8 protein-coding genes are annotated in these 12618 nt (G+C 78.0%); 6 read left to right on the top strand and 2 right to left on the bottom strand.

Going from position 1 to position 12618, the window contains the following annotated elements; translation table 11 throughout:
- From Q0848_RS03610 to Q0848_RS03585, 6 genes are all read left to right on the top strand, one after another.
- Window positions 1-648, top strand: a complete 648-nt coding sequence (locus tag Q0848_RS03610) for an NYN domain-containing protein (RefSeq protein WP_299034923.1) — start codon at window positions 1-3, stop codon at window positions 646-648.
- A gap of 98 nt (window positions 649-746) precedes the next feature.
- Entirely contained in the window at window positions 747-2360 is a 1614-nt protein-coding gene (locus Q0848_RS03605) for an alkaline phosphatase (RefSeq protein ID WP_299034921.1), read from the top strand.
- A 53-nt stretch (window positions 2361-2413) separates the two neighbouring features.
- A complete protein-coding gene (gene rimO, locus Q0848_RS03600) occupies window positions 2414-3931 on the top strand; it encodes a 30S ribosomal protein S12 methylthiotransferase RimO (RefSeq protein ID WP_299034919.1) in 1518 nt (505 codons plus the stop codon).
- Entirely contained in the window at window positions 3928-4653 is a 726-nt protein-coding gene (gene pgsA / locus Q0848_RS03595) for a CDP-diacylglycerol--glycerol-3-phosphate 3-phosphatidyltransferase (RefSeq protein WP_299034917.1), read from the top strand. Before rimO ends, pgsA begins: the two co-directional genes overlap by 4 nt.
- Complete coding sequence (locus Q0848_RS03590; RefSeq protein ID WP_366146389.1) at window positions 4568-5236, top strand: CinA family protein; 669 nt, start codon at window positions 4568-4570, stop codon at window positions 5234-5236. The genes pgsA and Q0848_RS03590 overlap by 86 nt, the downstream gene beginning before the upstream one ends.
- Window positions 5237-5507: 271 nt before the next feature.
- Complete coding sequence (locus Q0848_RS03585) at window positions 5508-5825, top strand: helix-turn-helix domain-containing protein (protein WP_299034911.1); 318 nt, start codon at window positions 5508-5510, stop codon at window positions 5823-5825.
- Between the two features lie 260 nt (window positions 5826-6085).
- Here the strand turns inward: Q0848_RS03585 and Q0848_RS03580 are convergent, their stop codons facing one another.
- Window positions 6086-7018, bottom strand: coding sequence for a DNA-formamidopyrimidine glycosylase family protein (locus tag Q0848_RS03580; RefSeq protein ID WP_299034908.1), 933 nt, complete (start codon window positions 7016-7018; stop codon window positions 6086-6088).
- A 156-nt stretch (window positions 7019-7174) separates the two neighbouring features.
- On the bottom strand, window positions 7175-12523 hold the full coding sequence (locus Q0848_RS03575; RefSeq protein WP_299034905.1) for a DEAD/DEAH box helicase: 5349 nt from the start codon (window positions 12521-12523) through the stop codon (window positions 7175-7177).
- Window positions 12524-12618 lie beyond the last annotated feature (95 nt).

The raw sequence follows: 12618 nt of genomic DNA, 5'->3' as shown, positions 1-12618 counted from the left end.
ATGACCGCGGTGGTGGACGAGGTCGGGACGGTCGAGGACGAGGCCCTCGGCGAGGGCCTGGACCTGCTGGTCTGGGACGCGCCGAACATCGACATGACGCTGGCCAACGTCATCGGCGAGCGCCCCTCCCCGACGTCGCGGCCGCGCTTCGACGCGATCGCGCGCTGGCTCGTCGGCTCGGCGGCCGACCGCGACGTCGAGGGCTGCGTCTTCACGAACATCGCGCCGTCGGCCGCGCCGAACATGCGCGGCTGGGTGGAGGCCGTCCGCTCCTTCGGGTTCGCGGTCTTCGCCCGGCCCAAGGTGCACCCCGAGGACGACGTCGACGAGGCGATGCTCGAGCACATCGCGCGGCGGGCGGCCGAGGGCGGCCTGTCCCGCGTGGTGGTGGCCAGCGCGGACGGGCGGAACTTCCGCGAGCCCCTGGAGGAGCTCGCCCGCACGGGTGTCGAGTGCGTCGTCATCGCGTTCTCGGAGGTCGCGGGCTACGCCCAGGAATCCGACCTCATCACCTTCATCGACCTCGAGGACGTGCCCGGCGCCTTCACGACGCCGCTGCCGCGCATCCGCCTCGACAACCTCCCGCCCGAGGGGGCCTGGCTGCGGCCGACGCGCTCGATGCGGTCCCTGGTGGAGGCGGTCGGCTGAGGCGTCGCCCCGGCACCGGGGCGGTGTTCGCCGAGGCGTCACGGCGACGACGCGCCGGGGCGGCCCGGCGTCCACCTCGCGCGGGGTCTCATCGGCTCATGACGCAGCGCGACCACGGCCGCTCCCGCCCGATCTCCGGACCGGAGGCGGCTCCGGAGGCCGGTGCACCGTCCCGACGCGCCGTCCTGCACGGCGGCGCCGCCCTCGGCGGGGCGGCTCTCCTCGGTGCGGGCCTGGCGCCGACGAGCGCCGCCGCGGCGCCCGCGCTGCTGCGCGGCGGGCGGGCGGGGCTGAGCCACGGCGTGGCGTCGGGCGACGTGACCCGCTCGTCCGCGGTGCTCTGGGCCCGGGCCGACGCGCCGGGGCGGCTCGTGGCGGAGGTGCGGCTCCCCGGGCGCGGAGGCGGGTGGCGGACGGTCCCCGGTCCGGTGGTGACGGAGGCCTCCGACCTCACGGGCACGATCCGGCTCGAGGGGCTGCTCCCCGGCGAGCTCTACGAGTACCGGCTCGCCGTCGAGACGGCGGACGGCGCCGGGCCCTCCGAGGCCGGGCGCCTGCGGACGGCTCCGCGCGCGCGCTCGGACGTGAGCTTCACGTGGACGGGCGACACCGCCGGGCAGGGCTGGGGCCGGCGGCTCGAGGAGGGCCTGCCGGGGTTCGGCGCCATGCTCGCCACCGACCCGGACTTCGTCGTGCACTCCGGGGACACGGTCTACGCCGACGGGCCGATCGCCCCGGAGGTGCTGCTCCCGGACGGGACGACGTGGCGCAACGTCGTCAGCGACGGCGTCGAGGAGGTCGCGCAGGACCTGGACCAGTTCCGCGGCCGCCACCGGTACAACCGCGGCGACCACCACGTGCGGGCGCTCACCTCCGCCGTGCCGCTCTACGCCCAGTGGGACGACCACGAGGTGACGAACAACTGGTACCCCGGCGAGGTGCTCACCGACCCGCGGTACACGCGCGAGCGCCGCACCGACGTCCTCGCGCAGCGGGGGCGGCGGGCCTTCGTCGAGTACCACCCCCTCGACGGACGGCGCCGGGACTCCGAGGGCAAGGTCTACGGCCGCTTCGCGCGCGGCCCGCACCTCGACCTCTTCATGCTGGACATGCGCACCTACCGCGGGGTCAACACCGCGAACACCCAGCCGGCCGCCGGCCCGGAGACGCCCTTCCTGGGGCGCGAGCAGGCCGACTGGCTCGTCCGGGAGACGCGCCGCAGCCGGGCCACGTGGAAGGTCGTGCTGGCCGACATGCCGCTCGGCGTGGTGGTGCCCGACGGCTCGCTCTTCGAGGCCGTGGCCAACGGCGTCGACGGACCGCCGCTGGGGCGCGAGCTGGAGATCGCCTCGCTGCTGTCCCGCCTCAAGCGGGCCCGCGTCGGGGGCCTGGTGTGGCTGACGGCCGACGTCCACTGGTCGGCGGCCCACCGCTACGACCCCGCCGCCGCGGGCTTCTCGGACTTCGACCCCTTCTGGGAGTTCGTCGCCGGGCCGATCCACGCCGGGGCCTTCCCGGTCGGGGCGCTGGACGGCACCTTCGGGCCGCAGCGGGTCTTCGCGTCGGGGCCCTCGGGGCCGAACGAGAGCCCGGCGGGGGACCACCAGTTCTTCGGCCACGTCGCGGTCGAGGGGGCCACCGGCGCGATGACGGTCTCGTTGCGCACCTCGCGCGGCGCCGTCGTGCACTCCCAGGTGCTCGAGCCGAGCTGAGCGCGGCCCGCTCCCGTCCGGGCGGAGCGGCGGTGGCGCCTACAGTGGCGGGGGTGAGCACGTCGACCCCGCCGAGCCCCCCCGCCCCGCCCGCACGGCGGTCGGTCGCGCTCGTGACCCTCGGGTGCGTGCGCAACGAGGTGGACTCCTCCGAGCTCGCGGGGCGGCTGTCCTCCGCCGGCTGGGACCTCGTCGAGGACGCCGCCGACGCCGACGTCGCCGTGGTCAACACGTGCGGCTTCATCGAGTCCGCGAAGAAGGACTCGGTCGACGCCCTGCTCGAGGCCAACGACCTCAAGGAGACGGGGCGCACGCAGGCCGTCGTCGCCGTGGGCTGCATGGCCGAGCGGTACGGCACCGAGCTCGCGGAGCAGCTGCCCGAGGCGGACGCCGTCCTCGGCTTCGACTCCTACGCCGACCTCTCGGGCCACCTCGACGCGATCCTCGCCGGGGAGCGGCCGGCCAGCCACGTGCCGCGCGACCGGCGCAGGCTGCTGCCGCTGTCGCCGACCGCCCGTCGCGGCACCACGGTGGCGACCCCCGGCCACGGCAGCTCGCCGGGCGAGGAGGCTGCGGCGGACGCGCGCGCGGCCGACCTCGCACCGGCGTCGGGCCCGCCGGTGCTGCGGCGCCTGCTCGAGCCCGGGCGCCCGTGGGCGCCGCTGAAGCTGGCGTCGGGGTGCGACCGCCGCTGCACCTTCTGCGCCATCCCGGCCTTCCGCGGCGCCTACCTCTCGCGCCCGCCGGAGGACGTGCTCGCCGAGGCGCGCTGGCTGGGGGAGCAGGGGGTGCGCGAGCTCCTCCTCGTGAGCGAGAACTCGACGTCCTACGGCAAGGACCTGGGCGACCTGCGCGCCCTCGAGCAGCTGCTGCCGCGCCTGGCCGCCGTCGACGGAGTCGAGCGCGTGCGGGTCACCTACCTGCAGCCCGCCGAGGTCCGCCCCGGCCTGCTCGAGGCCGTCGCCGGCACCGACGGCGTGGCCGACTACTTCGACCTGTCCTTCCAGCACTCCGCGCCCGCCCTGCTGCGCCGCATGCGCCGGTTCGGCGGCACGGACGACTTCCTGGCCCTCCTGGAGCGCGTGCGGGCGCTGGCCCCGCTCGCCGGGGTCCGCTCCAACGTCATCGTGGGCTTCCCCGGGGAGACCGAGGCTGACGTCGAGGAGCTCATGGGCTTCCTCGAGGCGGCGCGCATGGACGTCACCGGGGTCTTCGGCTACTCCGACGAGGACGGCACCGAGGCGGTGGGCCTCGACGGCCACCTGGCGCCCGAGGTCGTCGAGGAGCGCCGCGAGCGCGTCGAGCAGCTGGTCGAGGCCCTCGTCGACGAGCGCGCCGGCGAGCGGGTGGGCGAGCGCGTGCGCGTCCTCGTCGAGGAGCTCTCCGACGAGCCGGACGAGTCGGGCGCCGACGTCGTCGTGGGCCGGGCCGAGCACCAGGGCCCCGAGGTCGACGGGTCCGTCGACGTCGTCCTGCCCCAAGGCGCTCCGCGGCCGCGCGTCGGCGACCTGGTCGAGGCCGTCGTCACGGGCTCGGCCGGTGTCGACCTCGTCGCGGAGCCGGTCCGGTGAGCTCCTGGCTCGTGGCCCGGCGGCACGCCGACGGCACCGCGAGCGCCTGGAACATCGCCAACGCCCTGACGGTCCTGCGCATCTTCCTGGTGCCGCTCATGGCGGTCCTGCTCCTCGTGGAGGAGGGGCAGGACCCGTGGTGGCGCCTCGCCGCCGCCGCCGCCTTCGGCGTGGCCATCGCCACCGACAAGGTGGACGGCGACCTCGCCCGGCGCCACGACCTCGTCACGGACTTCGGCAAGCTCGTCGACCCCATCGCCGACAAGGCCCTCATCGGCACGGCGCTGGTGCTGCTCTCGCTGCTGGGCGAGCTGCCGTGGTGGATCACCGTGGTCGTGCTCGGCCGCGAGCTCGGGATCACGGCGCTGCGCTTCGTGGTCATCCGCCACGGGGTCATCCCCGCCTCGCGCGGCGGCAAGCTGAAGACGGTGCTCCAGAGCCTGGCGATCATGCTGTACCTGCTGCCGACGCCCGAGGTGCTCGCCGGCGTGAAACCGGCGCTCGCCCTCGGCGTCATGCTCCTCGCGGTGCTGGTGACGGTCGTGACCGGCCTCGACTACGTCGTCTCGGCGCTGCGCCTGCGTCGCGAGGGTCGCCGCGCGAGGGCCGCTCGCGGCCGGGACGCGCGGGGCCGGGGTGCGCAGGACCCCTCGGTCCCGAGCGCGGGGGACGGCGGACCGGTGCGCCACGGGCCGGGGGAGCGCGGTGGCCCGGGCCGCTGACGGATCCGACGCGGGCGAGCCGGCCACCGCCGGGGCGCACGGCGACGTCAGGACCCGCTGCGTGCGGCGAGCGCTGGAGCGGGGCCTGAGCCTCGCGACCGCGGAGTCCCTGACCGCCGGGCTGGTCTGCGCCGGGCTGGCGGACGTGCCGGGCGCCTCGGGCGCGCTGCGCGGCGGCGTCGTCGCGTACGCCACCGAGCTCAAGCGGGATCTGCTCGACGTCCCCGCTGACCTGCTCGCGCGCGAGGGGCCCGTGCACCCCGACGTGGCCCTGGCCATGGCCGCCGGCGTGCGCCGCCGGCTGGGCGCCGACGTCGGCGTCGCGACCACGGGCGTCGCCGGACCGGGGCCCTCGGACGGTCGCTCCGCCGGCACCGCCTACGCGGCGGTGGTGGGGCCCGGCGGAGGCCGGGTCCTCCCGCTGCACCTGCCGGGCGACCGGGCCGCCGTGCGTGCCGCGACGGCGCACGCCGCGCTGGCGCTGCTGGCCGAGGTCCTCGAGGCCCCCGACGACGCCCCCCCTGGCGGCTCCCCGCCCACCGACGCCCCGGCCCCGGGCACGGCCGACCCGCGGTCTCGGTGAGCGAGCGCGGGCGTCCGGGCGGAACACCGTCCAGCGGCCGCCCGTTGGACGAGGCATGCACGTCTCCCGGGTCCCCGCGCCCTCCCGGCCCTCGTCCGGGTACCGTGGTTCCGACCGCACCGCACCGCCCCGTCGACCGTCACCGCCGACCCGCCCGGCCCACGCCGCCGGCCCCCGGGCCACCGGCACCCGCCACACGGGCCCTGCACCCGCCCGGGCGACGTCCGCACCGCAGCAGACGCACGACCCGAGCACGAGAGGGGGACATCCGGTGATCCTCCTGCGCCGCGAGCTCGGTGACGCCCTCCGCGACCTGCGCCAGAAGCAGGGGCGCACGCTCCGCGAGGTCTCCGGGACGGCCCGCGTCAGCCTCGGCTACCTCTCGGAGGTCGAGCGCGGGCAGAAGGAGGCGTCCTCCGAGCTGCTGTCCTCGATCTGCGGCGCCCTCGGCACCCCGCTGTCCGTCGTCCTCAGCGAGGTCAGCGACCGGGTGGCCCTCGCCGAGGACCTCAGGGTCCCCGACGTGGTGCCGGCCGACCTCGTGGGCGAGGACGTCCGCGGCCCCGAGGGCCTGGTCAGCGCCGCCTGAGGCGCACCGCGTCCCGCTCCCAGGAGGACCCGCACGGCTCGTGCCGTGCGGGTCCTCCTGCGTCCGGGGGGCGCTCGGCGCCGACCTGGGCCCCTCGGCGCAGTCGGGGCTCGAGGACCGCGCGCGGGCCCGAGGACTCGACCGAGCGCGGGCCTGCGACCCCGAGCGGGCGCGGAGGCGGGCCTGAGACCTCGGCCGTGCGAGCGGCCGCGCGACGCCGTGCGAGCGGCGTGGAGGGACCTCCAGCCCGGGGTCCGGGCTCAGGCTCGGGGCGACGTGCCCCGACGGCGCGGGGCCGTCCCGCCCCGGCGGTCGTGGCCCAGCGGCGCCTGCGGGCGCCCGTCGTCCGTGGGCCGCGGGCCCGGCTGGCACGTCGGGCAGGAGAAGGCGCTGCGCGCGGTGGGCCCCGAGCCGATCGGCGCCACGCGCACGGTGGTCCCGCAGCGCAGGCAGGGCAGGCCCGACCGGGCGTGCACGTAGCGGTTGCGCCCGGGCCGCGCGTCCCCCGTGGTGGTCTGGACCGGGTCGCGGGCGTCGGCGGCCGCGCGCATCATCCGTCGCGTGCGGGCCAGGAGACCCGGCACGTCGCGCACGTCGCGCACGGGCGTCCACGGGCTCGTGCCGCGCAGGAACAGCGCCTCGCTCATCCAGAAGGTCCCGATGCCGGCCACGAGCCGCTGGTCGAGGAGCGCCCAGCCGACCTCCCGGTCGCCGCCGGCGAGGACCGCCGCGGCGGCGTCCTGAGCACCGCCGGCGTCCCAGCCGTCGGCGAGCAGGTCAGGACCGAGGTGACCGACGAGCTGGTCCTCCTCGGCCGTCGGGACGAGGTCGAGCATGCCCAGCCGGTGGCCGACGGCGGTCCACTCGTCGGTCACCAGGACGGCCCGCACGCCGTCCGGGGCCCCGCCGCGCAGCGGCCGCACCCGCGAGGCACCGCTCCGGCGCTCGTCCTCGGGGGCGGTGCGCTGGACGTGCCACGAGCCGTCCATCCGCAGGTGGCTGTGCAGGCTCGCGCCGGCGTCGGTGCGCACGAGCAGGTGCTTCCCACGCGCGACGACCTCGACGACGACCTGCCCGGACAGGTCGGCGCCCGCCAGGGTCGGCCAGCGCAGGTCGCTGCGGCGCAGCACGCGCCCGGCCAGGGCCGCGTCCAGGCGGCGGGCCGAGCGCAGGACGGTGTCACCCTCGGGCACGGCCGACCTCCTCCGACGCCGCCCCGCCGAGGCCCCGCCCGGCCTCCGCCCGTCCGGCGCTCGCCCGCCTGGTCGCCGACCGCCTGGCCTCCGCCCACCCGGCCGCCGACCCGGCCGCCGACCCGGCCGCCGCAGCGCCTCCGCGCGCCGTGGCGCTCACGGCCGCAGCCGCAGGCCGCGCGGCGTGGGGACGAAGCCCGCCTCCTCGAGGGCGGCCGCGACCCCGCCGGTCTCGGTGAGCACGGAGGCGCCGTCGGCGCGCTGCACGAGCAGCTGGCCGAGCCCGCCGTCGCGGACGGCGGCGACGAGCGCCTCGGCCGCGGCGCGCAGGTCCTCGGGATGGGCGGACCAGGTCCGCACCGACCGCCCCCCGCGCTCGACGTAGAGCAGCAGCTGCCCCTCGCGCACGACGACGAGCGCCCCCGCGGCGCGCGCCGGCCGGTGCGCGCGCCCACCACCGCTCTCGCCGTCGCCGGTGGCCGGTTCGCGCTCGTCCGGGGCGCCGGGGTCCTCGGCGTCCGCGCCCGACGAGGTCGGCGCACCGCCGGAGGAGCCGCGCTCCGGCCACGGCAGAGCCGCTCCGAAGGGGTTGGCGGGGTCGCACGCGGACAGGACGTCCGCCGCGGGACGACGCGCTGCGCCGTCGGCGGGCGGACCCCCCGGCGCCTCCCCGAGCGGCCGGGCCACCGCCCGCAGGCGGTCGACGGCCCCGGGACCGGCGAACTGCGACGCCCCCAGGCCCTCCACGAAGTAGCCGCGGCGCACGCGCCCGGCGTCCTCCATCGCGGCGAGCACCCGGTACACGCCCGCGAAGCCGCCGGCGACGCGCTCGGCCGCCACCGAGCCCCGCGTCACGACGCCGTAGCGGTCCAGGAGGACCTCGGCGAGCGCCGCGGCGCGCACCGTGGCGTCCTCCTCGGCCGCAGGCAGGAGCGACCACCGCCCCGCCGCGTGCGGGGGGCCGCCCCGGACCGGGACGCTCGGGCGGCCGGGCCGCGACCGGCCCGCCGCCCAGCCGCGGCGGCTGCTGGCGTAGCGCGAGCGCGGCGGCGCGGGCGCGGTGCGGTGGCGCGTGCGACCGCCCCGCAGGCGGGCTCGCAGCGGGCTGAGGGTGTCGTTCGTCAGGCGGCCGTCCCAGACGAGGTCCCACAGCACGTCGGCGAGAGCTTCGTCGTCGCTCGATCCGACCGCGTCGGCGAGCGCCCGGAAGAAGTAGGCGCCCCCTCCGTCGAGGGCGTCCAGCACGGCGCGGTGGTCGTCGGTGAGCTCGAGCGCGTCGTCGTCGCGCCCGGCGGGGGGCGCGGGGGCGCGAGCCCCGTCGGGCAGGTCCCACGCCGGGCGGGGCCGCAGCGTCAGGTGCGCGGAGTCCGCCAGGTGCAGCGAGACCCACCCGTCGTCGCCGGGCAGCGCGCCGTGGCCGCACCACACCACCTCGCCCGACGCGGTGAGCTCGTCCAGGAGCGCCGGCGTGTAGCGCTGCAGGCGCGCGGGGAGGACGAGCGACTCCAGGGCGCTGGCGGGGAGCACGGCACCGGCGAGCTGCTCGACGACGCGCACGAGCCCCTCGGCGCCGCGCAGGCGCGCTCCCACGCCCTGCCAGCGGGGGACGAACGCGGCCAGGTCCTCGGGCGGCACCGGCTCGACCTCCGCGCGCAGCGCCGCCAGGGATCGGCGGCGGAGCACGCGCAGCACCTCGGCGTCGCACGCGTGCTCGGCGTGGTCGGCGTCCGAGGGGGCCTGCTCGAGCACCGGGTCGCCCTCGTCGAGCCGCCCGCGGACGCCGTCGGGCAGCAGGTCGCCCCGCACGAGGCGCCCGCGCTGCTCCAGGCGGCGCAGGGCCGCGTCGACCACGGCGGTCCCGAGGCCCAGCCTCCGGGCCAGCGCAGCGGGTGCGAAGGGCACGTGCGTGCGTGCGTAGCGCGAGACGAGCTCGCCGACCGGGTCCGGCACCGGGGCGGTGAACGCCTCGGGCACGCCCACGGGCAGCGGGGTGCCGAGGGCGTCGCGCAGGCGCCCGGCGTCCTCGATCGCCGCCCACCGCTCCTCGCCCGCGACGCGCACGGCGATGACGCGGCGGGTGCGCTCGAGCTCGGCCAGCCATCCCTCGACCGCCGGCAGGCGCGCTGCGGCGGCCGCCTCCGCCGCCGCGGCGTCGGGGCCGGGCCCGTCGTCGACGGCGTCCTCCGCGCCGGTGTCCTCGTCCGGGACGGGGGAGGGGCTCGCCCCTGCGCTGGGCTGCGTGGCCGCGGCCGCGCTGCCGGCGTCCGGCCGGGTGCGGCGGGCCACCTCCAGGGAGCTCAGCGGGCCCAGGACGCGCAGCAGGTCGGCGACGTCCTCGCGCCCGCGCGCCCCCCGCCCGGGCGCGAGCCGCTGCAGCTCGGCGTGGGTGCGCAGCACCGCCTCGGGGTCCAGGAGGTCGGCCAGCGCCGCGCCCTCGCCGCGCCCGAGCAGCTCGGCCAGCAGGCCCGGGTCGAGGGACAGGGCGGCCGCGCGGCGCTCGGCGAGGGGGGAGTCGCCCTCGTAGAGGAACTGGGCGACGTAGCCGAACATCAGGCTGCGGGCGAAGGGCGACGGCTGCTGCGTCGTGACCTCGACGACCCGCACGGCGCGCGAGCGCAGCTCGCGCAGCAGCTGCTCGAGCGCCGGTACGTCGAAGACGTCCTGCAGGCACTCGCGGACCGTCTCGAGGACGATCGGGAACGACGGGTAGCGGCTGGCCACCTCGAGCAGCTGGGCGGCGCGCTGGCGCTGCTGCCACAGCGGCTGGCGCCGGTCGGGGCTCCGCCGGGGCAGCAGCAGGGCCCGGCCGGCGCACTCTCGGAAGCGGGCCGCGAAGAGCGCCGAGCCGCCGAGCTCGTCGGTCACGACGTGCGAGACGTCGTCGGGGTCCATGAGCAGCACGTCGGCCAGGTCGGGCAGCCCCGCTCCGCCGCCGTCCTCGCCGCCGTCGTCGTCCGCCCCGCCGAGGCCGCCCCCGTCGTAACCGACGTCCGGCAGGCGGAGCACGAGGCCGTCGTCGGCGGGCATGGCCTGCACGTCCACGCCGAACCGCTCGCGCATGCGGGCCGCCACCGCCAGCGCCCAGGGGGCGTGCAGCTGCTGGCCGAACGGGGAGTGGACGACGACGCGCCAGTCCCCGAGCTCGTCGCGGAAGCGCTCCACCACGATCGTGCGGTCGTCGGGCAGGTGGCCCGTGGCCTCCTGCTGCTCGCGCAGGTAGCCGAGCAGGTTGTCGACGGCCCAGGCGTCCAGGCCCGCGGCGCGGGCGCGGTCGCGGGCCACGTCGCCGTCCCAGCCGCCGGGCGCGGCGGCCAGCTCGCGCACGAAGGCCCCGAGCGCGCGCCCCAGCTCGGCGGGGCGGCCGAGGGAGTCGCCGTGCCAGAAGGGCAGCTTGCCGGGCTGGCCGGGCGCGGGGGTCACGAGCACCTGGTCGCGGGTGATGTCCTCGATGCGCCAGGTGGAGGCGCCGAGGGTGAACACGTCCCCCACCCGGGACTCGTAGACCATCTCCTCGTCGAGCTCCCCGACGCGCCGGCCCGGGCCCTCGCCGGAGGCGAGGAAGACCCCGTACAGACCGCGGTCGGGGATGGTGCCGCCGCTGGTGACCGCCAGGCGCTGCGCCCCCGGGCGCCCGCTCAGCACGCCGGTGACGCGGTCCCAGACCACGCGCGGGCGCAGCTCGGCGAACTCCTCGCTGGGGTAGCGCCCCGAGAGCATGTCGAGGACGGCCTCGAGCACGCCGCGGGAGAGGTTCTCGAAGGAGGCCGCCCGCCGCACGAGCGCCTCGAGGTCGTCGACCGACCAGTCGTCCATGGCCGTCATCGCCACGACCTGCTGGGCGAGAACGTCCAGCGGCGAGGAGGGGATGCGCAGCTCCTCGATGCGGCCCGCGCGCATCCGCTCGGTGACGACGGCCGTCTGCACGAGGTCGCTGCGGAACTTGGGGAACAGGACGCCGCGGCTGACCGCCCCGACCTGGTGGCCGGCGCGGCCCACGCGCTGGAGCCCGCTGGCCACGCTCGGCGGGGACTCCACCTGGACCACCAGGTCGACCGCGCCCATGTCGATGCCCAGCTCGAGGCTGGAGGTGGCCACCACGGCGGGCAGGCGACCGCTCTTGAGGTCGTCCTCGATGAGCGCGCGCTGCTCCTTGCTCACCGAGCCGTGGTGGGCCCGTGCCAGCACCGCCGGGGCGCCCGCGGACGTCCCGGCCTGCGCCATCACCTCGGCCGGGGGGCGCCGCGGGCGCTCGGCGCGCCGCGTGCCCGCCGACGCCGCCCACTGCGGCCCCTCGTCGCCGTCCTCGGCGTCGTCGCCGTCCGCGCCGTCGGTCGGGTCGCCGTCGTCGTCGCCCGCGCCGAAGAGCTCGGGGGCGTCGCCCGGGGACAGCCGGCGGGGCTCGCCGCCGCCCGGGGCCTCCTGCTCGAGGTCGACGACGCCCTCGGCCGCCTCCAGCCGCTCGGTCCACGTCTCGTTGAGGCGGGCGGTGAGGCGCTCGGCCAGGCGGCGGGAGTTGGCGAAGACGATGGTGGAGCGCTGCTCGCCCTCGACCGGGGCGACGAGGTCGACGATGCGCTCCTCGACGGAGGGCCAGATCGACGTGGTGCGCTGCGCCCCGGCGGCGGCGCCGGTCAGGTCGTCCGTGGTCTCGCCGAGGCGCGACATGTCCTCGACGGGGACGACCACCGACAGGTCGAACTGCTTCTCCGACGGCGGCTGCACGATCGTCACCGCGCGCCCGCCGTCCTCGCCCGGCGCCCGAGCCCCGGCGAGGAAGCGGGCGACGGCCTCGGGCGGGCGCACCGTGGCGGACAGGCCGATGCGCTGGGCGGGGCGCGGCAGCATGGCGTCGAGGCGCTCGAGGGAGAGGGCCAGGTGCGCGCCCCTCTTGGTGCCGGCGACGGCGTGCACCTCGTCGAGCACCACCGTGGTGACCCCGGCGAGGGACTCGCGCGCCTTCGAGGTGAGCACGAGGAACAGCGACTCGGGCGTCGTGATGAGCACGTCCGGCGGGCGGCGGGCCTGGAGGCGGCGGTCGGCCTGGGAGGTGTCGCCCGAGCGGATGCCGACCTGCACGTCCGGCTCCGGGAGGCCGAGGCGCACGCGCTCGTGGCTGATGCCCGTGAGCGGTGCGCGCAGGTTGCGCTGGACGTCGCTGGCCAGGGCCTTGAGCGGCGAGACGTACAGCACCCGGCAGCGCTGGGCGGGCTCCGGGACGGGCTCGCTGACGAGCCGGTCGATGGACCACAGGAAGGCCGACAGCGTCTTGCCCGAGCCCGTGGGCGCGACGACGAGCGTGTGGTCCCCGCTGCTGATGGCCTCCCACGCTCCGGCCTGGGCGGACGTCGGGGCGGCGAAGGCCCCGGTGAACCAGCGGCGGGTCGCCTCGGAGAAGCGCTCGAGGACGACCGAGCGGTCCGCCGGCTCCCCGGCCGCGGCGCCGGGGCGCGGGTCGACGGCCGCGCTCCCGCGCGCCCCTGCCGTCGTGCCCCTCGCTGCCGCCACGACGTGGATCCTGCCCCGGACCCCCGACAGCCGTGCGCCGGGGCGGTCCACGGGGGCTGCCGCCCGTCCGCGCCGCCGGGTGGCACCCTGGTCCC

The sequence above is a fragment of the uncultured Pseudokineococcus sp. genome, from assembly GCF_947495735.1.
Taxonomy (GTDB): Bacteria; Actinomycetota; Actinomycetes; order Actinomycetales; family Quadrisphaeraceae; genus Pseudokineococcus.
This window is presented reverse-complemented; position numbering and strand designations above follow the sequence as displayed.

What these genes read in the sequence shown, in the direction of transcription:
- Q0848_RS03610 (WP_299034923.1), top strand. Translation starts at nt 1, where the DNA reads ATGACCGCGGTGGTGGACGAGGTCGGGACGGTCGAGGACGAGGCCCTC.
- Q0848_RS03605 (WP_299034921.1), top strand. Translation starts at nt 747, where the DNA reads ATGACGCAGCGCGACCACGGCCGCTCCCGCCCGATCTCCGGACCGGAG.